Origin of the sequence: Kribbella sp. NPDC048928, assembly GCF_043197975.1 — a bacterium.
Classification (GTDB): domain Bacteria; phylum Actinomycetota; class Actinomycetes; order Propionibacteriales; family Kribbellaceae; genus Kribbella.
On record NZ_JBICUC010000002.1, the window covers coordinates 646,071 to 665,385 of the forward strand.

A 19,315-nucleotide genomic window follows, 5' to 3' on the forward strand; every position below is an offset into this window, starting at 1 on the left:
CTCACAGGATGGTCAGCAGCGGCTCTCCGTGATCGGAAGCTGCGAACAGCTCGGTCGCGCGGGTCAGCTTGTCCGGGTTCGCCTGGGTCCGGACCGCGGTGATGCCGTCGGCGGTCACGTCGATGCACAGCACGCCGATGACCTCGTCGTTCACGGTCACGACCAGCGCGGGCTCGCTGTTCACCGGCCAGGCGTAGACCTCCGCCCGGCCACCGACGTACAGGCGCTTCGCCTCGGACGGCTTGAAGAGGCCGCGCAGGAAGCGTGCGACCGCGAGCGCGCCCTCGACCGCGGCAGTCCGGGCCGGCACCCTGCCGCCGCCGTCGCCGACCGAGACCGCGTCGGCGGTGAGCAGCCGCAGCATCGAGTCGGTCTGCCCACTGGTCGCGGCGGCGATGAACTCGTCCACGATCCGGCGCGCGGTCGTCTCGTCGACCTCGGTCCGGGCCCGGCCGGCCGCCAGGTGCTGCTTGGCGCGGTGCAGGACCTGCTGGCTGGCGGACTCGCTGATCTCGAGGATCGCCGCGATCTCGCGGTGCGGGTAGTCGAACGCCTCGCGCAGCACGTAGACCGCGCGCTCGTTCGGCGCCAGGCGCTCCATCAGCGTGAGGACGGCGTACGAGACCGACTCGCGTTGCTCGACGGTGTCCGCCGGACCGAGCAGCGGGTCGCCGTCGAGCAGCGGCTCGGGAAGCCATTGGCCGACGTACGTCTCCCGCCGGGCGCGGGCGGAGGTGAGCTGGTTGAGGCACAGGTTGGTCAGGACCTTTGTCAGCCACGCCTCGGGGACCTCGATCCGGTCCAGGTCCGCGGCCTGCCAGCGCAGGAACGTCTCCTGGACCGCGTCCTCCGCCTCACTCGCCGACCCGAGCAGGCGGTACGCGATGGCCTCGAGACGACCCCTGGACCGCTCGAAGCGAGACACGTCCTCCGCGGTCATGGCCATGCTGGGATCCTAGTAGCTGTGCAGAGTTCGTTGCCGCTGCTGATTGACCGCGGATCCGGGGTGCCGTTGCATCTGCAGTTGGCTGAGCAGTTTAGGGCCGCGGTCGTGGACGGGCGGCTCCAGGCGGGGCATCGGCTGCCGTCCACGCGGGACCTGGCGCGGGAGCTGGCCGTGTCCCGGTCCGTGACGCAGGCGGCGTACGACCAGTTGCATGCGGAGGGCTGGATCGAGGGCCGGACCGGTGCGGGCACGTTCGTCACGGACGTCGTACCGCTGCAACCCGCCGTTCGTCGCCGTACGGAACACCGCCCGGACGCCGACGCGAAACTGCTGACGTTGCGGCCCGGCATCCCGTACATCGCGCCGACACCGGACCCGGGCTGGCGGCGGGCATGGCGCGAGGTGTCCACCCAGGCACCGCCGCGCGGGTACGACGCGGCGGCCGGCCTCCCCGAGCTTCGTGCCGCGCTCGCGAGTCACGTCGCGCGGGTGCGCGGCATCGCGTGCGACCCGGAGAACGTACTGGTCACGAACGGGACCGTGCACGGGCTCCGGCTGCTGCTCGCGGTCACGCGGAAACCCGGCGACCGGATCGCCATCGAGGACCCCGGGTACCTGAACGCGGTCGCCGCCGCGCACGACCACCGGCTCGAGATCGTCGACGTACCGGTCGACGAGGACGGCCTGCAGGTCGGCGCACTGACCGACGACGTGGACGCCGTCTACGTGACGCCGTCGCACCAGTACCCGCTCGGCGGCCGGCTACCCGTTGCCCGACGCAACGAACTGGTGCGTTGGGCGCGCCGTACCGGCAGCCTGCTGATCGAGGACGACTACGACAGCGAGTTCCGGTACGACGTCGCGCCGCTGCCCGCGCTGGCGCAGCTCGACCTGGAGCGGGTCGTGCATCTCGGTACGCTCTCGAAGACGCTCAGCCCCGCCCTCCGCCTCGGCTGGCTGGTCGCGTCGGAGGCGATGGTCGACCGGCTCGCCACGTTCCGCGCCAACTCCGGCGACTGGCCGGCCTGGCCGATGCAGGCAGCTCTGCTCGCGATGCTCCGCGACGGCTACCTCGACCGCGCCGTACGCCGAAACCGCCGCCTGTACGCGGAACGCCGCACGCACACGGTCGCCCTGCTGTCGCCGTACGGCCAGGTGATCGGCCAAGACGCCGGCCTGCACGTCACCCTCCTGCTCCCCACCACCACCGACGACCGCCAGATCGCAACCGCCGCCCGCGCTGCCGGCGTAGTAGTAGCCCCCCTCTCGGACTACCGCAGAACGGTCCCAGGCCCCCCAGGCCTGGTAGTCGGCTACGCAACCCCCTCCACCCCCGACCTACACCAAGCCCTAAAAACCCTGACCAACATCCTCAGCAACCGCGCCCATCTCCGGGGTTGACCTCCGAGATGGTGGGTGTGCCGCCCGCATGCATCGGACCAACCCACAAGCTCAGAGGCCAACCCCGGAGATGGTTGGGGCCTATGGGGTGAGCGGGTTCTGTGCGAGTGGGGGTTGGACTACCGGGACGTCGCCATGCCAGGTGAGTTTTGAGAGCCACATGGTTCGGCCTTTGGGGTCGGTGCCTGGTTGGGTGGGGTTCCAGGCGTGGTAGACGAACCAGTCGCCGAGGACCATGTTGTGGCCGGGGCCGGCGGCGTCCGGGGAGCTGGACAGGATCGGGTCACCGGACTTCACGCACGGGCCGATCGGTGAGTCGCACAGGGCATGACCGACGGCGTACGCCGCCTTGTCGAAGGCGTTGGCCGAGTAGAACAGGTGGAACTTCCCGTTCCGTTCGACCATGTACGGCGCCTCGACCAGGTTGCCCTCCCAGGGCAGGTCCTGCTTGATCATCCGGTGCACCGGGCCGACCAGCGTGAGCCCGTCCTCGGACAGTTCCGACACGTAGATCCAGGTGTCGACGCCGATCGCGTTGCCGTCGTTCTTCCAGTACAGCCAGCGCCGGCCGGCCGAGTCCTGGAACGGCGACGCGTCGATCGAACCACCCTCGTCGGCCTGGCTGATGAGCGGATTCATAGATTTGTCGACATATGGACCTTCGGGTGCGGACGCCACCGCGACGCCGACCGCCTGCCGTCCGGCGGCGACGTCGCGAGACGTGTAGTACATGACGTACCGGTCGGGCGCATGGACCGCGACCTCGGGCGCCCACACCCGCCCCGGGGCCGTCCAACCCGGCACCGACGGCAGCGCATCACCCACCGGCTCCCACGACACCAGGTCGCGGGAGGTCAGCGTCTGTACGTTGCCGAGCGGTCCGTTGGTCGCGAACGCGTAGTACTCGTTGCCCACCGCAATGATCTGCGGATCGGCAAAACTACCGTCGTACACCGGGTTGGAAAACGTCATTCACTTACTTTCGTAGAAGTGGAGGTAGTCGAAGGTGGCGACCGGCGGCGGGTTTGCGCCGGTGAACTCGCCGTGGGCGTAGAGCCCGATCTTGGCCGCGGACGGCAGCACCCAGGACGCACCCCAGGTCCAGTTCTTCCCGTCCACCGACGTACCGGCGCGGTACACGTGCTCGCCGGCCGCGTTCTTGTGGTACGCGAGCCGCATCCACAACGTCGGCGCCGAGCGCCCGATCGCGGCCGCGCCGTAGGACGTCGCGCCGTCGGACGGACGGGCCACGAGCTCCCGGCCGTACTCGGTCTGGCGGGTCTTCCAGATCGCGACGCTGCCGAGCCGCGCGAAGTCGCTGTCGTTCAGGTACGCGATCATCCCGGCCTGCTGGTAGTTGCGGACATCGCCCTGCCCGGTGTCGAGATGCAGCTTGGTCTCCGCGATCCAGCTGTCGCCGGCCGGCGTACTGTGCAGCAGCAGTCCGGCGTTGTTCGAGGAACCGGTCATGTCGGCGTTCTCCAACGGCCACGACAACTTGCCGTCGGCAACGATCGCCTTGTCGTCCTGCCGCACCCACGACCAGTCCGCACCGATCGCACCGTTGAAGTCGTCACCAGCCAGCAGCTTGCCGGTCCGCGGGACAGCGACCGTCTTGGTCACAGGCTTCGCGACCGGACGTACGGTCAGGTTGTCGACCTCGGCCGAGCCCAACCAGCGCACCGGCGCCGCCTTCACCCTCAGGCCCGGCACGTTCAGCTGCGCCTCTCCGTAGACATCCCCCAAGCCTGCATCGTTCAGTCGTGCAGTCACGGTTGATTGGGAGACCTGTACGGACAGCTTGTTCCACTGCGTACGGTCGAAGTCCGCGGGCAACTGCACCGACGACGTACGCCGACCGACTGTCACCGTCAGACGATTGTTCGCGACAGTCGCCACCACCTGGTTGCCCAGGACTGTGGTGAAGGACGAGCCGAGCTGGACGTCCGCCTCTACGCGGACGGAGCCACCCGGAGCAGCGGCGCGGGTTTGTGCGACGCCATTGATGGCGGCCGTCGGACCGCCGAGCGAATCGCCCGGACGGCGGGTGGCGCCTTGGAGTCCGGAGGTCGGATCAGTGGAGTCGATGCCGAGTGCGGAGCCGGTCGTCGGTGCGGTGACCGGGCCTTGGGACGGGCCGGCGCCGGCGTTGGTGCGCGGCCAACCGTTGATCCAGTCGATGTCGTCGATCAGCATCGGTCGCCGGTTGATGCCGAACGGCGTCGTCAGCCACGGGGTGTTGCGGTCGATCGCGTGGTAGACGATGTGGTCCTGCCCGGCCGCGTCGGTGATGAACGCGTGGTGGCCGGGGCCGATCCACTGGTTGCCGTTCTGCGTGATCACCGTCGTACCGCCGACGCGCGAGTCCGTGAGCGCCGCACCGTCGGCGTCGACGAACGGACCCCGCGGCGAACGGGAACGGCCGGCAAACACGGAGTACCCGGTGGTGGGGCCGGCGCAACAGTTCATCGACGAGCCCATGAAGTAGTACCAGCCGTCGCGATAGACGACGTACGAACCCTCGTAGCGGTCGCCGATCGTCACCTGGGTCGGCGTTCCGACCGCATGCATGCCGTCGGCGCTCAACTCGGTGACGGAGATGCCGCCGTTGAAGCCGCCGTAGTACAGGTACCGCTTGCCGTCGGCCGCGGTGAGCATCGCCGGGTCGATCGTGCCGAGGAAGCCGCCGTTGCCGTCCGATCGGGGCGCCACGACCGGCCCGTCCGTCGCGGTCCATGGACCGGAGGGAGTCGGGGCCGTCGCGACACCGATCGCCGGATCGCCGCCGGCGTTGGCGTTCGTGTCGGTCACGGTGAAGTACATGACGTAGTGGCCGTCGAGGTACCGGATGTCGGGCGCCCAGAAGAACGATCCCGGCGCGGCCCAGGCGGGCTTGGTCTGGTCGTTGAAGACGGTCCCGAGGTACTCCCAGGAGTGGAAGTCCTTGGTTCGCGCCATGTGCATCAGGCCGAACGGGCCGTTCGCCACCAACGGGTCGGAGGTGGCGTACGCGTACCAGTAGCCGTCCCGGCCCTGGATGATCGACGGGTCGGCGAACGTGTCGGCGCCGAACGCCGCCGAGACGGGGTTCGTACTGGTCACCACTGGTGCGGCTGTCGCGGCTTGAGTGCCGGCAGCGATTGCGGCCACCGTCAGGGCGGCGGCGAGTAGTCGTTTCGAAGGCACGGGCGGGTCCCCTCTGGAATCAACTGCTGAGCAGGATCACGTGCCACGATGCCGGCGGCAGTGTGGCACGGCAGACGCCGTCGACCACCTCGGTGGTGTCGACGGCCCGGGGCTGGACCCGGTCCGGATCGTCCGCCGTGTTCACGGCGGAGCGGTCCTCGTCGTAGAGGGCCAGGTGCCGGACCACTTGTCCGCGCGCCGGGACCTCCAGGTCGATCTTGTCGGTCTCGCTCCGGTTCACCACGAAGATCGCGGTCTCCCCGGTGCTCTCGTCGTACGTCGCTGTGCTCCACAGCGCCGGGACCCGGCCGAACGCGGCCGTGTCGATCTCGGGGCCGCCGGTGGTCGCCGTCTGCAGGACGGTCGGGCCGGCGTACCGGGCGGTCAGGGCGAACGGGTAGAAGATGGTCTGCCGCCAGGCGCGGCCGCCGGGCTCGGTGCGGATCGGGCCGATCACGTTGACCAGTTGCGCAAGGCAAGCGATCTTCACCCGGTCGGCGTGCCGGAGCAGCGTGATCAGCAGGCTGCCGACGACCACCGCGTCGTCGACCGTGTAGGTGTCCTCGATCAGCGGGGCGACCTCCCGGATGCCGAGGCCGAGCTCGCCGGGGAAGTGCTGCTGGTACCAGACGTTCCATTCGTCGAACGAGAGCGTGAGCTCCTTGTCGCTGCGCTTCAGCGCCTTCACGTGATCCGCGGTCGCGATCACCGACGAGATCATCCGGTCCATCTCCTCGGCGGCCGCCAGGAAACTCGCCTGGTCGCCGTCGTGCGGTTCGTAGTACGCGTGCAGGCTGATGTGGTCGACCAGGTCGTAGGTACGCTCCAGGACGACGCGTTCCCATTCGCCGAACGTCGGCATCCCGGCGTTGCTCGATCCGCAGGCGACCAGCTCGAGGTCCGGTTGCACCCGGCGCATCGCGTTCGCGGTCTCCTCGGCGAGCCGGGCGTACTCCTCCGCGGTCTTGTGGCCGATCTGCCAGGGGCCGTCCATCTCGTTGCCCAGGCACCAGATCCGGATGTTGTGCGGCTCCGGGCTGCCGTTCGCGACCCGGCGGTCGGACAGCTCGGTGCCGGGCGGGAGGTTGCAGTACTCGAGCAGGTTGACGGCGTCACGGATGCCGCGGGTGCCGAGGTTCACGGCCCAGATCGGCTGCACCTGCGCCTTCCGCGACCAGGCCACGAACTCGTCGGTGCCGAACTGGTTCGACTCGAGCGCCCGCCAGGCGAGGTCGAGCCGCCGCGGCCGGTGCTCCTGCGGGCCGACCCCGTCCTCCCAGTCGTAGTTCGAGACGAAGTTGCCGCCCGGGTAGCGGATCGCGGTGACGCCCAGCTCGCGCACCAGCTCCAGTACGTCCTGCCGGAACCCGTCGGCGTCCGCGCCCGGATGGCCGGGCTCGTAGATGCCGGTGTAGACGCAACGGCCCATGTGCTCGACGAACGAGCCGAACAGCCGCCGGTCCAAGGCCCCGACCACGAACGCCGGGTCCACCACGAGCTGAGTCACAGGGTCTCCCCAGGATCGTTTACAACGTTTAACGTGGATGTCTACAACGATTGACAATCGGTGTAAAGAGCTCGGCGGTGGCACACTCGGGCGACAGCTGCGTGACAGGAGGTTCGGATGGCGACCAGGCTGAGCGACGTGGCCGCGCGGGCCGGGGTGTCGGTGAAGACCGTCTCGAACGTGATCAACGACTACCCGCACATCACCGCCAGGACCCGGGCCAAGGTCGAGGCCGCGATCGACGCGCTGGACTACAAGCCGAACGTCAGCGCCCGCTCGCTGCGCAAGGGCCGCTCGGACTTCATCGCGCTGGCCATCCCGGAGATGGGCTCGCCGTACTTCGCCGAGCTCGGCGCCGAGATCAGCCGGGCCGCGAAGCGCCGTGGGATCACCGTGCTGATCGACCAGACCGAGGGCGAGGCGGCCGCCGAACGGTTCGTACTGGACGGGATGCGCGGGCAGCTGATCGACGGCATCATCTTCTCCCCGCTCGCCACCGCCCCGGCCAAGCTGACCTCCGTCGACACCGGGAAGCCGCTGGTGCTGCTCGGCGAACGCCCGGCCGGCGGCCAGTTCGACCGGGTCGCGGTCGACTCGGTGCAGGCGTCGTACGACGCGACGACGCATCTCATCTCACTCGGCCGGACCCGGATCGCGGCGATCGGTGTCGGCGGGACCAGTACTGGCGCGGTCCGTCGGAAGGGGTACCGCAAGGCGCTCAAGGAGGCCGGGCTGTCACACGAGCCCGCGCTGGAGCTCGCCGGCACCGGCTACCACCGCCCGGACGGTGCCGCCTCGATGCGTGAGCTGCTCGCGCTGCCGAATCCGCCGGACGCGGTGTTCTGCTTCAACGACCTGCTGGCGCTCGGCGCGCTGCGGAGCCTGGCCGACGCTGGGCTGCGAGTACCGGAGGACGTCGCGGTGGTCGGCTTCGACGACATCGAGGACGGCCGGTTCCATTCGCCGTCGCTGACCTCGATTTCGCCGGACAAGGAGTGGCTGGCCGACAACGCGGTCGCGCTGCTCCTGGAGCGGATCACCGGCGCCGACGACTCGCCGCACCGCGACCTGACCGTGCCGTACACCCTGCAGATCCGCGAATCGACCGCCGGTTGACCCCGCAAATGGCCCCTTCCGCACTTCCATGCCAGCGGTGAAGGGGCCATTTGCGGCTTAACGCTCCGGGAAGCCGGCGAGTTGCTTGGCGAGGCCGGTCTGGGTCTTGCTGGTACGGCCGATCAGGCTGAGGACGGCGTTGCGTACTGGACGGACCGGGCGCGGGACGTTGGCGAGGCGGGTCAAGCGGTGGGCGAGTCCGATGACGCGGACCGCTTCCTCCCGGCTCTTCGTCGCGTACGAGTCGAGGCCTGACTCGTCGCCGCCGAGCGCCTTCGAGACCGCGTCCGCCAGCGTGACCGCATCGCGCAGGCCCAGGTTCATGCCCTGGCCGCCGGCCGGGCTGTGGGTGTGCGCCGCGTCGCCGGCGAGCAGCACGCGCCCGGCCCGGTACTTGTCGGCGACCCGCTCGTGGATCCGGAACCGCGATCCCCAGACCACCTCGGTGACCTTCGGATCCGACGTCCGCCGGCCGCGATCGGACAGCAGCCCTTGGGCGAACGCGACGTCCGGGTGCTCCGGTGCGTCGTGCACCTCGGCGACCAGCCGGAAGCTCCCGTCCGGCAGCGGTGCGACCACGAGCATCCCGGCGGGCGCGAAGTACAGCCCGACCTCGTCGATCGGCAGTCCGCCCGCGACGCGTACGTCCACCAGACTCAGCGACAGCTCGAGCGTGTTGCCGGGCATCCGCAGGCCGGCGAGCTCGCGGACCGTGCTGTGCATCCCGTCGGCGGCGACGACGTACCGCGCCGTGATCTCGTCGCCGCTGTCGAGCGTGACGACCGCACCCTCGGCCGTCTGCGTGAGGCCGGTTGCGGCGTACGGGCGGAGGACCGAACCGCCGAGCTCCAGCAGGCGCTCGAGCAGCACCTGCTCGGTGACCGGCTGCGGAATCATCGTGACGAACGGGTAAGCGGTCGGCAGGTCCTTGAAGCCGACCGGGATCAGCTTCTGATCGCCGGCGCGGATCGAGAAGGCCTCCAACTCCAGGCCGAGGTCGACGAGCCGCTTGGTGACGCCGAGCTCCTCCAGCACCTCGAGCGTCCGCGGGTGGATGACACAGGCCCGCGAGGTGTTCGTGCCCTCGGCCTGCCGGTCGACGACGACCACGTCGTGCCCGTGCAGCCGGAGCCCGACCGCCACCGCGAGCCCGACCGGACCCGCACCTACCACCACGACCTCTGCGTTCTGCGGAGTCATCGTTCGCACCTTCCCCTGCCTGCAATATTTATCAACGCTTGTTGACTTTTACGCTAGGCCGCTCACTGGCAAAAGTCAACAACCGTTGGCATATGCTGCAGGCATGGCGGAGAAGAAGTCGGACCGGACCCGGGCGGCGATCCTCGCGGCGGCTCGCGAGCGGTTCGGCGCGGACGGGTACGAACGGGCCACGATCCGGGCGATCGCGGCGGACGCGGCGATCGACCCGGCGATGGTGATGCGGTACTACGGCAGCAAGGAGAAACTGTTCGCGGCCGCCGCCGAGTTCGACATCCGGCTGCCGGACTTCGGCAACATCCCGCTGGAGTCGCTGGGCGAGGTGCTGGTGCGGCACTTCCTCGCGCGCTGGGAGGCCGATGACTCCCTGCGCGTCCTGCTCCGGACGGCGGTCACCAACGAGGTCGCGGTGCAGCGAATGCGGGAGATCTTCGCTGCGCAGCTCGAACCCACGTTGCGCCGGCACGCGATCGACTCACCGGAAGTCCGGGCCGGCTTGGTCTCGACCCAGATGCTCGGGTTCGCACTGTGGCGCTACATCCTGGAGCTACCGCCGATCGTGACTATGCCCGCGGACGAGGTGGTCTACTGGCTCGGGCCGACCATGACGCGCTACTTGACCGAGCCGTCGCCCAGTGCCCCGTAAGCGGCGTGGCCCGAGCGATAGCGGCGTTCAGGTGCGTGCATCGCGCCTGGGCGTCGATAGCGCCGGGCCACGCCGCTTACGGGGCACTTAGCCAGGTGTGAACCGCCGGAAGCGTCTCGGCCAGCGACGGCAACTGCGGATGCCACTTCAGCTCCCACTCGAGGGAGAGCGGGTAATCGGTGCCCTCGAGCACCCCCAGCAGTTCCTGGATCGGGAAGTCGCCCTCGTCGATCGCCACCGGACGGTAGTCCTGCTGCGAGTCGGCCTGCTTGAACTGGACGAGCTCCAGCCACGGCCGCAGCAGCGCAAACGACTCGGCAAGCGTCTCGCCGTGCGACCAGGTGTGCGAGCTGTCCCAGAGCGCCTTCACCTGATGGCCCGGTACGTCGCTGTCGAGCAGCGCGAGGAACGCGCCGACCTGACGCGCGGTCGAGTGCGAGTCGTGCGTCTCGAGCAGGATCGGCACCTCGCGGGACGCTGACGTCACGCGGTCGAGGGCCCGGATCTCACCGGCGCTCGGGCCGTCCGGCGTCCCGTCGACGGCCGGGTCGTCACCGGGGAACACCCGGACGCCGAGCGCGCCGAGATCGGCCGCGAGCTCGAGGTGTGCCTCGAGCGGCTGCTCCTCGACCGCACACAGCCGCACGTAGCTGCTGACCGCGAAGATCTCCAGGCCGGCGTCCTCGATCCGCGTCCGCAACGTGCGGCGCTCGGCCGTGGACAGACCGGTGTTCGTGAACTCTTCCGGAGCGGCGCGCAGCTCCAGACCGGTGAAATTGTTGCCCTGGGCAAGTGCCAGGACGTCGTCGAGTGCTGCTCCGGGACAACCGAGGGTGGCGAAACCTAAGCGCATACGCTCTATCTGATCAGATCCAGCGGCCACGGCGCGGTTGGGTCCGCGGGGCGGTCTGCTCGTCGGGGTCGGTCGGCTGCTGCTGGTCGTACGCGTACGGCGACTGCTGCTGGTACTCGCCCTGCTCCTGCTGATACTGCGTGCCGTACGACTCGGTGGCGTAGTTCGGGCTGTAGGTCTCGTACGACTCGGTGCTGCTGCCGTACTCCGAACCGCTGGTGTAGTTGTCGTACTGGTTCGAGTTGGACTCCGAGTTGTACGACGAGGTGTAGTCCGAGGTGTACGACGTCGAGCCGTAGTCCGTGTACTCGTTGCCGGCCGAGTAGGTCGGCTCGGGTCCGTACGACGGCACCGGCGGCAGCGGCTTCGACGGCGTCAGGAAGTCGTCCTGTACCTCGTGGCTCGGGGCCGGCGCGGGCTCGTAGTACCCGGAGGAGGCGGACACGGGCGATGCCTGCTGCGTGTGCTCGGACTGCCCGTAGACGGGGTGGTCCTGGTACGCCGGCTGCGTCGGGTGCTCGGAGTACTCGGGGTAGCCGGAGTGCTCGGTGTGCTCGGTGTGCGTGGCGTGGCCCGGAACCGCCGGCTGGATCGCCGACGGGCTGTCTACCGCGACCCGAGCCGCCCGGCGACCAGCGCGCGCAACAGGCGCGGGCTCAGGCTCGGGTGCGGGCTGCGGGGCCTCGTACGTCTCCGCAGGGGAGGACGTCGAGGTCAGGTAGTCCGACTCGTAGGTGTACGGCTCGGAGTAGCTGGCCGCCCACTGCTGCTCGGCCGGCTGCTGCGGCTGGTACGAGTACGGCTCGGGCTCGGCGACGGTCATCGGCGGAGTCTCCTCGCGCCAACTGCTCGCCGAACCGAGCGTGTCCTGGGTGATCGTGTTGCGGTACTCCTCCCAGGTCGGCTCCGGGGCGGCGTACGTCGGCGCGGCCGGCTTCTCGTACTCCGGTACGGCGGGCTTCTCGTCCTGCCAGGACTCGACCGGGCTGAACTGCTCGGTCGCCGGGCCACCGTTGTCGTCCTGCCAGTTCTCCACGACAGGCGCGAACGGGCTCCACTGCGCCGCCTCCTGAGCCGGCTGCGGCGGACCCGCGAACGCAGCCGGAGCAGCGCCGGCGAACGCGGCCGGAGCGGCGGCGCCGTCGCCCGGGAAACCCTGCGGCTGTGGCTGCTGCTGCGGTGCGAACGGGCTCGTGGCCGGTGCTTCCGGAGCCGGGGCGAACGGGTTGCCCGGGGCCTGCGGCGCGCCGGCCATCTGCAACTGCGGCTGCGGCTCGCGGACCAGACCCAGCGACGGCGCGATCGGCTCGGAGATCGCCGGCTGCTCGTCGGTGTCGTCGTTCGCGTACGACGGGACCTGGGTCACCTCGTACGACGGAACGGCGCTCAGCTTCGGGCCCTGGTCCCACCACGGCACCCAGGTCCGGCTGGTCTGCATGTGGTTGATCTTGCGGATGATCATCGTCGCCCCGACCGCGGAGATCGCGGTCAGCACCAGCGACGCGGTCCCGGCGAGCGCGATGCCGCGCAGCGAGCCGACCGTTGCGTCCATCCACATCAGGAACCGGCGGACCACCACGTCGAACGCGAGCGCGCCGATCCAGGCGACCCACCACACCGAGGTGAGCGGCGGGGTCCTGAACCGGCGCAGGTCGTCCGCGTAGACAGGGGTCTTCGGGTCGCTGGCGAGCCAGACGTCGTCGACGATCTGCTTCGGGTACCAGAGGTTGGGGCCGGGGACGAACCAGCTGGCCAGCACCCAGCCGTGGCTGCGGCGGTGGTCGGCCTGGCAGAACACCTCGGAGTTGACCCGGGTCCGCCACAACCACAGAACGAAGAAGACCGCGGCGGCGACCGAGATGACGACGTTCGGAACGGCGGTGACCTTGGCGATCGCGTCGGCGCGGTTCAGATCCGCGTCGTCGACGTTCGGCGCTCCGGTCAGGTAGCCGTGGACCACCGAGTACGTGTTCCAGTCGGACCACGTGGAGAGCAGATGAGTCACTGTGGAGGCACCCAGCAGCCCGATCGCGATCTTGCCGACCGTACCGATCCGCTGGAACTCTTCAGCCGCGTGCGGCTGCCACTCTTCCTCGTCCTCGACAGGGGTCATCAATGCCTGCGGGTGGCTCACGTCTCGCGTCCCTCGCGTTGCTGGAACTCCGTCGTCTGTTCGGCTCTTCGGCCAGATCCTGCCCCCGCGTGACCGAGCCACATTGATACCACGAAGTAGGTATGCCAGGGCAGCCGGCCCCAGCACAGAGGGTGTCGACTTAACGTGTTCTTTTCGTACGCCCATCACCACTGGTAACGACGCAGTGGACCGGGCGTGACGGTTTGGTTTACCGCGCAGGTGGTTGGAAGCCGTTCTGCGCTGTTCCGACCGCCCACCACGGCACCCAGGGACGCATGCTCTGGAGCTCGTCGATCCGCTGGATCAGGATCACCGCGAGCACGGCCGCGCCGGTGGTGAACAGCGCCGAGACGGAGGACAGTATGACGTTCGTCCGCAGATCTCCGAGCTCCGACGCGCCGGCCAGGACGCCTCTTTGCACAATGTTCCCGGTGACGAAGCCGGCCACCCAGGTCAGCCACCAGGCCCAGACCAGCCGGGTGCCCGGAACGTCCTGCAGGTTGGTGATCAGCGGATCGGTCCGCTGGTCGCTGGCCGCGACGACGTCGTCGACGACCTGCTTCGGGTACCAGAGGTTCACCACCGGCACCAACCAGCCGCCGAGCACCCACCCGCGGGTGTAGCGGTGCTCGCCGCGGCAGAACATCTCCGCGTTCCACCGGACGCGCCAGAGCCAGACGATGAAGACCACCGCGGCCGCGAGCAGTGCGAGCGCGGCGACGATCCCGAGCGATCCGGAGATCAGATTCGCCTCGGACATCTTGTCCGGGTTGTTGCCGTACGTCCTGCGGGTCCGGTAGAGATACCAGTCGGACCAGGCCGTCGACCAGGTGGTGACAGTGACGAGGCCGATCAGAACGGACGCGGCGAGGCCCATCACCCGCTCGGAACTGAACCAGCGGTCCAGCGGTACCTTCGACGGCCGGCTCGGCATGGATCAGACATAGCACAACAGGGCGTGACCGGGCGAGAGCATCGGGTTGTGGCGCATTCCTGCCGGAAACTGTCGGCGGCGGCGGGGAGGATGGCCCTTATGTACTGGTCCGTGGTCGACTCGCCGATCGGCGACCTGACGCTCGCGGTCGACGAGACCGGTCTGTGCCGGCTGCACTTCGGCGGCACCGACCGCCCGCAGGACACCGACCCGCTGTTGAGCGCGGCCGCCGAGCAGCTGAAGGCGTACTTCGCCGGCGAGTTGCAGGAGTTCACGCTGCCGCTGTCGATCCGCGGCGGCTCCGACTTCGAGCGCGCGGTGTGGCAACAGCTGACCCGGATCCCGTACGGCGAGATGCAGACGTACGGCGACGTCGCGAAGATCGTCGGCGACCTGGGCGCCGCCCGCGCCGTCGGCACGGCCTGCAACCGGAACCCGATCGCGATCGTGGTGCCCTGCCACCGCGTGGTCGGCGCCGGCGGGAAGATGGTCGGCTTCGGCGGCGGCATCCCGACCAAGCGGCACCTGCTCGAGCTCGAGGCCCGAATCACCCTCGAGACGCTCTGGGCCTGAACCTGACGAAGATCTGACACTCGGTGGAGCGATATCGAGGCGCGACGGTCCGCCCCGGGCACTAACGTTTGAAGCGAGCGATTCAGGCGTCCTCCCCACCTGCCTTGGAAGACACATAAATGAACAAAGCCCGCACCACCGATCACCACCACCCCGACCTCAGTGCCCTGATGGACAAGAGCGCCGAGGATTGGTCCGCCCCGGAGATCCAGGACGTCGCCCGTGCGGCGCTCCGGATGCACGCCCCCGACCGGGAACCGATGACCTGGACCAAGCGGTTCAAGGTCGTTCCCTGGCTGCACCGCAACGACGCGGTCTGCCTGAGCTGCGGCGGCACGTACCCGTGCATCACCCACCGGTACGCGACCCAGCTGCTCTCGGCCGGCCGTTACACGATGACCAAGCCCGACGACGACGCGGAGCCGCAGGCCCTAGACACGCCTTGAGCGTCGTTCGCGCAAGACGACGTCCAGACGAACGAAGGTCCCGAACCCCACCTGGGGTTCGGGACCTTCGCCGTTGCGGTGGTGTCAGGAGTCGCTGGGACGGGACTCGCCCGAACCCGTCGACTTCCTGGTGGTGGTCTTCTTCGTGGTGCCGTTGGACGCGGCCTTCACCTCGTCCTTGGACTCCTCCGGCTTGGCCTCGGCCTTCGGGGCGTCCGCCTTGGGCGTCTCCGCCTTCGGCGCGGCCGCCTTCGCTGCGTCGGACGCCGGGGCCCCGGACTCCGGCTTGGCGTCGGACTTGCCGTTCGACGACGTACCGGACGACGAGGCGGTGCTCGACGAGGTGCTGTCGGTCGGGCGCGAGGTGGCACCGGCCGGGGCCGAGCTGTAGTCGCGACCGCTCGTCGGAGTCGACTGCCAGGCCGGCTCCGGCGGGGTCAGCAGCTTCTTCACCGCGGCTGCGGCGAGGGCGCCGAGACCCAGGAACAGCACCACGTTGCGGAGCTTGTGGCTCTTCTTCGGGGCGTCGAGCTCGCCGGCCAGCGCGGCCTTGGTGGCCTTGCCCCGACGGGCGGTCTCCTCGACGACCGGCTCGGCGGCGGCCGCCAGGGTGGCCAGTGCGGCGGTCACCTTCGGCAGGACGTCGTCGTTCAGCCGGCCACGGGCCTTCTCGGCCGCGTGCTCGGTGGCCGGGCCGACCTTGGCGAGCGCGTCGTCGAGCACCGGACCGGCCTTCTCCACCGCCTGGTGGGCCAGGTGCGCGCCCCGCTCGACGGCCTTCTCGGCGTACGGCGACACCTTCTCCCGTGCGGTGCCCACAGCCGGCCCGAGGTGCTCACGGACCTGGCCGACGGCCGGGCCGATCTTCTCCGACGCGGACTCGGCGAGCGGCCGGACCCGGTCCTTGGCGACCTCGACCCGGCCCTTGGACTTCCTCAAACCCACGGTTCCCTCCTCGGTGCCGCCCGCGCCGCGGACGGCTCTCCCGCCCATCGGCGACATGGGCTCGTTCTGGTTACGGCTCTGGACAAATCCGGCTGCATCTGCATCGTACGACGTTCCGAGCCGATCACCCGGTGCCCGCACCGCACTCTCCGTACACATCGGGGACACATCACACCGTTCGCCGCCGTTGCTGCTGGTCTCCAGCCCGTCGATGCACCGGTTCTTGGAGCGGCATGACAGGATCGAGGGCGTACGTGTTGTATTCCGACTAGGAGTTGACCCCCCGTGGCCGAAGAGCTGTACGCGACCCTGCAGACGAACAAGGGCGACGTCGTCATCAGGTTGTTCCCCAACCACGCGCCGAAGACGGTGAACAACTTCGTCGGCCTGGCCGAGGGCACCAAGGAGTGGACCGACCCGGAGACCGGCCAGCAGGTCACCCGGCCGTTCTACGACGGTCTCGGGTTCCACCGGGTGATCGACGGCTTCATGATCCAGGGCGGTTGCCCGCTGGGCACCGGCACCGGCACGCCCGGGTACGAGTTCGACGACGAGATCCACCCGGAGCTCCAGTTCGACCGTCCGTACCTGCTCGCGATGGCGAACGCCGGCATCCAGCAGGGACACGGCACCAACGGTTCGCAGTTCTTCGTGACCGTGGTCCCGACCCCGCACCTGAACCGCAAGCACACCATCTTCGGTGAGGTCGCCGACGACGACTCGAAGAAGGTCGTGGACGCGATCGCGACCGCGAAGACCGCGCCGGGCGACCGGCCGCTCGAGCCGATCGTGATCAGCAAGGTCGTCGTCGAGCGCCGGAACGCCTGAGCTTTCACCTGAGTAACGGCCTGCGTTATGGCCTGAGTTTCTGGCGGGGCCGGTTCACCACCGGTCCCGCTTCTCCATCCAGGGGAGGGACGCAACCCGCGTGACCGAGACCGTCTGCTACCGGCACCCGGATCGGCCCGCCGGGGTGCGCTGCCAGCGCTGCGACCGGCCGATCTGCCCGTCGTGCATGAACAGCGCCGCCGTCGGCTTCCAGTGCCCGAACTGCTTCAACCAGGGCGTCCGTTCGGTCCCGCGGACCCGGACGTCGCTCGGTGGAATCCAGCGCGCCGGCAGCCAGCAGGTCGTCACCTACACGATCCTCGCGCTGAACGTACTGGTCTTCATCGCGGTCCGCTTCGGCAGCCCACAGGCCGTCAACGACCTCGTGATGGTCCCGGTGCTGGCCGAGAGCGAGCCGTGGCGGCTGCTCACGTCGGCCTTCACCCACGTACAGATCTTCCACATCTTCTCGAACCTGTTCATGCTCTGGCAGCTCGGTCCGCCACTGGAGCAGATGCTCGGCCGGCTCCGTTTCACGATCCTGTACCTGCTCTCCGCGCTCGGCGGCAGCGTCGCGGTCTGGCTCCTGTCGGCCCCCGGCGGCGCGACCCTCGGCGCGTCCGGCGCGGTCCTCGGCCTGGTCGGCGCCCTGCTGGTGATCAGCCGGGCCCGCGGCTTGGACATCACCTGGATCATCATGTACGTCGCCGTGACCGCCTTCCTGTCCTTCGCCATCCCCAACGTCTCCTGGCAAGGCCACCTGGGCGGCTTCGTCGTAGGCGCCGCCCTGGCCTGGATCTTCCTCCACCTCTCCAGCCCCCGCCGCAAAAACCAATCCAGCTGACACAACCGCCGCCCACGCACTGTCGGCGCACCACCGCGCCCCACACGCCGGGTGCGAGGTTGGGGAAGATTTCCCACCCGAACAGGGACGAAATACACCCCAACCTGGGCCAACCGCCGCAAGTCTGGCAACCAGGTCTTCAGTTCGTCAGGATCCAGGTGTCGTTCTCGATCAACGTCACCCAACCCTGGGGCGTCTTGGCGGTGACGGTCAGGCCTTCGCCGCCCAGGACTACGTCCGTGTGGACGTCCGAGGCGTTCAGTCCTCTCGCGGCACGCTCATCCGGCGCCAACTCGTGGCTGTTGTCGACGGCGAACGGCAGGCTCTGTCCCCAGGCGATGTGACAGCCGGCATTCTCGTCGAACAACGTGTTGTGGAAAACCGTACCGGCTTGAGCGACTCTGGATTCCTTGTCCACCAAGGCCACCTCTCCCAGCCTGCGGGCGCCGTGGTCGGTGGCGAGCTGAGCCCGGACGACGTCGACGCCGGCGCTTGCTGAAATCTTGGAGATGCGCCCGTCCGCAAAGGTCAGCCGGAGGCCTTCCACCAACTGACCAGCGATGACGACTGGCTTGGTCACACGAACGAAGCCCTCCGCGAGGCGACGATCGGGGCTCGTGAAGACCTCCTCTGTCGGAAGGTTCGGCATGTAGACAACACCACCTGGATCGATGACCGCCCCACCTGTCCAGCGACAATCCGGAATGAGTCCGACTGTCAGGTCCGTGCCTTCTCCGACGTATCTGATCTCACTGATGTATAACTCGTCGAGGGCCCTGGCACGTGCGGCGAGCGTCGTCGCGCGCGCACGCCATCGTCCGACGGGATCGGGCTCGTCCAGCCTCATCGCGAACGCCACAGCTGTCCAAAGGCGTTCAACGTCCGGCTGGCCGTACACCTGGGTAGCCCAGCCCGCGTTCGGCGCCGCCACTTCCGTCCAACGCCTGCGCCCATCCAGTACGGCCTGCCGACTTGCCGTCCGCTCCTGCATTCGAACAGCAGTCAGCCGATGTGGGTCGACGTCGGCGAACAAGTTGGCTTGCGGGTTGCCGCTGAGGGCAATAGATGCGAACCCGTCGTTCGCCCAGCCGCGAATCCGCTCAAGCGCCCACGCCCGTCAGCTGTGAGATTCTCGATCGTCGCGTGCATCAACTCCGATCGCCGCGTCAGCCCGTCGGACCAGACCATCTCCACCGAACTAGCTCCGGCCAGATACGCCTGCTCGACGATGGCGCGGGCGACCTCCGCATGAGCGATGTCCGCATTGACCACGACGCCTTGTCCCGGTTCGATGTTCACGCCGACTCGAACCACGAGGTCGGCGAATCGTCTCAGCCGTTCCCGGTCGGCCTCGCGTCGACTGTCCACCACGGCGCCGAGCCCAGAGTCGATGCGATGATCCCGGCTCATCCCCATACCTCGTTCTAGCGTTCTGCGGTTCAAAGTGCAACTAAATGGCCTAGGCCACAATTTCTGCTCAGTTGGATCAAATCAGGTGACAACGGGGTTGAGGTGCTCGTCTAATCAGGTGACGTCCCGACGGGGGACCAGCTTGGTAAGGACATCCGCATGAGCCCACGCGCAGTGGACAAACGGGCCCGGCCCGGCAACGAGCATCAGATCCAACGACCGACGACGCCGGACGCCCCGAGCGCAGTCACCGCTCTGCAGTCCGCCGATCGCTCCACCACCCGCATCTCGCAGCAGCACGAGCCACCGACCAAAGCCGCCTCCTGAT

Annotated in this window: 19 protein-coding genes; 8 read left to right on the forward strand and 11 right to left on the reverse strand. The window is 68.8% G+C overall.

Annotated features, from left to right (window positions below; all coding sequences use genetic code 11):
* Window position 1 precedes the first annotated feature (1 nt).
* Window positions 2–946, reverse strand: a complete 945-nt coding sequence (locus tag ACGFI6_RS09960) for an RNA polymerase sigma-70 factor (RefSeq protein WP_393116867.1) — start codon at window positions 944–946, stop codon at window positions 2–4.
* 18 nt (window positions 947–964) lie between these two features.
* On the opposite strand from ACGFI6_RS09960, the gene ACGFI6_RS09965 reads away from it, so the two are divergent.
* The gene (locus tag ACGFI6_RS09965; RefSeq protein ID WP_393116869.1) at window positions 965–2,347 is read left to right on the forward strand and encodes a PLP-dependent aminotransferase family protein; all 1,383 of its coding nucleotides are present in this window, start codon (window positions 965–967) and stop codon (window positions 2,345–2,347) included.
* Window positions 2,348–2,428: 81 nt separating this feature from the next.
* On the opposite strand, the gene ACGFI6_RS09970 is transcribed toward ACGFI6_RS09965, so the two are convergent.
* Genes ACGFI6_RS09970 through ACGFI6_RS09980 form a run of 3 tightly spaced genes read right to left on the reverse strand, consistent with a single transcriptional unit; the run spans window position 2,429 to window position 7,040 of the window.
* The gene (locus ACGFI6_RS09970) at window positions 2,429–3,319 is read right to left on the reverse strand and encodes a glycoside hydrolase family 43 protein (protein WP_393116871.1); all 891 of its coding nucleotides are present in this window, start codon (window positions 3,317–3,319) and stop codon (window positions 2,429–2,431) included.
* On the reverse strand, window positions 3,320–5,533 hold the full coding sequence (locus ACGFI6_RS09975; protein ID WP_393116873.1) for a family 43 glycosylhydrolase: 2,214 nt from the start codon (window positions 5,531–5,533) through the stop codon (window positions 3,320–3,322).
* 19 nt (window positions 5,534–5,552) lie between these two features.
* Entirely contained in the window at window positions 5,553–7,040 is a 1,488-nt protein-coding gene (locus ACGFI6_RS09980; protein ID WP_393116875.1) for an alpha-N-arabinofuranosidase, read from the reverse strand.
* Window positions 7,041–7,157: 117 nt separating this feature from the next.
* Between ACGFI6_RS09980 and ACGFI6_RS09985 the strand changes: the two genes are divergently transcribed.
* Window positions 7,158–8,156: a LacI family DNA-binding transcriptional regulator gene (locus tag ACGFI6_RS09985; RefSeq protein WP_393116876.1), complete on the forward strand. Its 999-nt coding sequence runs from the start codon at window positions 7,158–7,160 to the stop codon at window positions 8,154–8,156.
* Between the two features lie 57 nt (window positions 8,157–8,213).
* Here ACGFI6_RS09985 and ACGFI6_RS09990 read toward each other — a convergent pair whose 3' ends face one another.
* Window positions 8,214–9,356 carry an FAD-dependent oxidoreductase gene (locus tag ACGFI6_RS09990; RefSeq protein ID WP_393116878.1) on the reverse strand — a complete coding sequence of 381 codons (1,143 nt, stop codon included), beginning with the start codon at window positions 9,354–9,356 and terminating at the stop codon, window positions 8,214–8,216.
* Window positions 9,357–9,459: 103 nt separating this feature from the next.
* On the opposite strand from ACGFI6_RS09990, the gene ACGFI6_RS09995 reads away from it, so the two are divergent.
* A complete protein-coding gene (locus tag ACGFI6_RS09995; RefSeq protein ID WP_393116880.1) occupies window positions 9,460–10,020 on the forward strand; it encodes a TetR family transcriptional regulator in 561 nt (186 codons plus the stop codon).
* 76 nt (window positions 10,021–10,096) lie between these two features.
* Here the strand turns inward: ACGFI6_RS09995 and ACGFI6_RS10000 are convergent, their stop codons facing one another.
* The 3 genes from ACGFI6_RS10000 to ACGFI6_RS10010 form a co-directional block, all read right to left on the reverse strand.
* Window positions 10,097–10,873, reverse strand: a complete 777-nt coding sequence (locus tag ACGFI6_RS10000; RefSeq protein ID WP_393116882.1) for a sugar phosphate isomerase/epimerase family protein — start codon at window positions 10,871–10,873, stop codon at window positions 10,097–10,099.
* A 13-nt stretch (window positions 10,874–10,886) separates the two neighbouring features.
* On the reverse strand, window positions 10,887–12,986 hold the full coding sequence (locus ACGFI6_RS10005; RefSeq protein ID WP_393116884.1) for a DUF4328 domain-containing protein: 2,100 nt from the start codon (window positions 12,984–12,986) through the stop codon (window positions 10,887–10,889).
* A 229-nt stretch (window positions 12,987–13,215) separates the two neighbouring features.
* On the reverse strand, window positions 13,216–13,941 hold the full coding sequence (locus ACGFI6_RS10010; protein WP_393116886.1) for a DUF4328 domain-containing protein: 726 nt from the start codon (window positions 13,939–13,941) through the stop codon (window positions 13,216–13,218).
* Window positions 13,942–14,040: 99 nt separating this feature from the next.
* Here ACGFI6_RS10010 and ACGFI6_RS10015 point away from each other — a divergent pair, with 99 nt between their 5' ends.
* Both ACGFI6_RS10015 and ACGFI6_RS10020 read left to right on the forward strand, forming a co-directional pair.
* Window positions 14,041–14,514, forward strand: coding sequence for a methylated-DNA--[protein]-cysteine S-methyltransferase (locus ACGFI6_RS10015; RefSeq protein ID WP_393116887.1), 474 nt, complete (start codon window positions 14,041–14,043; stop codon window positions 14,512–14,514).
* A 119-nt stretch (window positions 14,515–14,633) separates the two neighbouring features.
* Entirely contained in the window at window positions 14,634–14,960 is a 327-nt protein-coding gene (locus ACGFI6_RS10020; RefSeq protein ID WP_393116889.1) for a hypothetical protein, read from the forward strand.
* Between the two features lie 84 nt (window positions 14,961–15,044).
* Here the strand turns inward: ACGFI6_RS10020 and ACGFI6_RS10025 are convergent, their stop codons facing one another.
* Window positions 15,045–15,905, reverse strand: a complete 861-nt coding sequence (locus ACGFI6_RS10025; protein WP_393116891.1) for a hypothetical protein — start codon at window positions 15,903–15,905, stop codon at window positions 15,045–15,047.
* A 285-nt stretch (window positions 15,906–16,190) separates the two neighbouring features.
* Here ACGFI6_RS10025 and ACGFI6_RS10030 point away from each other — a divergent pair, with 285 nt between their 5' ends.
* Window positions 16,191–16,733 carry a peptidylprolyl isomerase gene (locus tag ACGFI6_RS10030; protein WP_393116892.1) on the forward strand — a complete coding sequence of 181 codons (543 nt, stop codon included), beginning with the start codon at window positions 16,191–16,193 and terminating at the stop codon, window positions 16,731–16,733.
* 100 nt (window positions 16,734–16,833) lie between these two features.
* Window positions 16,834–17,577 (forward strand): rhomboid family intramembrane serine protease, encoded by a 744-nt coding sequence (locus ACGFI6_RS10035; protein ID WP_393116894.1) that lies wholly within the window; start codon window positions 16,834–16,836, stop codon window positions 17,575–17,577.
* Between the two features lie 139 nt (window positions 17,578–17,716).
* Here the strand turns inward: ACGFI6_RS10035 and ACGFI6_RS10040 are convergent, their stop codons facing one another.
* Together ACGFI6_RS10040 and ACGFI6_RS10045 are read right to left on the reverse strand one after the other, a co-directional pair.
* Complete coding sequence (locus ACGFI6_RS10040) at window positions 17,717–18,673, reverse strand: aminopeptidase (protein WP_393118098.1); 957 nt, start codon at window positions 18,671–18,673, stop codon at window positions 17,717–17,719.
* A complete protein-coding gene (locus tag ACGFI6_RS10045; RefSeq protein WP_393116896.1) occupies window positions 18,580–18,987 on the reverse strand; it encodes an aminopeptidase in 408 nt (135 codons plus the stop codon). Before ACGFI6_RS10045 ends, ACGFI6_RS10040 begins: the two co-directional genes overlap by 94 nt.
* A 159-nt stretch (window positions 18,988–19,146) precedes the next feature.
* On the opposite strand from ACGFI6_RS10045, the gene ACGFI6_RS10050 reads away from it, so the two are divergent.
* On the forward strand, window positions 19,147–19,314 hold the full coding sequence (locus ACGFI6_RS10050; protein ID WP_393116898.1) for a hypothetical protein: 168 nt from the start codon (window positions 19,147–19,149) through the stop codon (window positions 19,312–19,314).
* Window position 19,315: the final 1 nt, after the last annotated feature.

Coding starts and splice junctions, on each gene's coding strand:
- ACGFI6_RS09960 (WP_393116867.1), bottom strand. CDS start 946: ATGGCCATGACCGCGGAGGACGTGTCTCGCTTCGAGCGGTCCAGGGGT.
- ACGFI6_RS09970 (WP_393116871.1), bottom strand. CDS start 3,319: ATGACGTTTTCCAACCCGGTGTACGACGGTAGTTTTGCCGATCCGCAG.
- ACGFI6_RS09985 (WP_393116876.1), top strand. CDS start 7,158: ATGGCGACCAGGCTGAGCGACGTGGCCGCGCGGGCCGGGGTGTCGGTG.
- ACGFI6_RS09990 (WP_393116878.1), bottom strand. CDS start 9,356: ATGACTCCGCAGAACGCAGAGGTCGTGGTGGTAGGTGCGGGTCCGGTC.
- ACGFI6_RS09995 (WP_393116880.1), top strand. CDS start 9,460: ATGGCGGAGAAGAAGTCGGACCGGACCCGGGCGGCGATCCTCGCGGCG.
- ACGFI6_RS10000 (WP_393116882.1), bottom strand. CDS start 10,873: ATGCGCTTAGGTTTCGCCACCCTCGGTTGTCCCGGAGCAGCACTCGAC.
- ACGFI6_RS10005 (WP_393116884.1), bottom strand. CDS start 12,986: ATGACCCCTGTCGAGGACGAGGAAGAGTGGCAGCCGCACGCGGCTGAA.
- ACGFI6_RS10010 (WP_393116886.1), bottom strand. CDS start 13,941: ATGCCGAGCCGGCCGTCGAAGGTACCGCTGGACCGCTGGTTCAGTTCC.
- ACGFI6_RS10015 (WP_393116887.1), top strand. CDS start 14,041: ATGTACTGGTCCGTGGTCGACTCGCCGATCGGCGACCTGACGCTCGCG.
- ACGFI6_RS10020 (WP_393116889.1), top strand. CDS start 14,634: ATGAACAAAGCCCGCACCACCGATCACCACCACCCCGACCTCAGTGCC.
- ACGFI6_RS10045 (WP_393116896.1), bottom strand. CDS start 18,987: ATGAGCCGGGATCATCGCATCGACTCTGGGCTCGGCGCCGTGGTGGAC.
- ACGFI6_RS10050 (WP_393116898.1), top strand. CDS start 19,147: ATGAGCCCACGCGCAGTGGACAAACGGGCCCGGCCCGGCAACGAGCAT.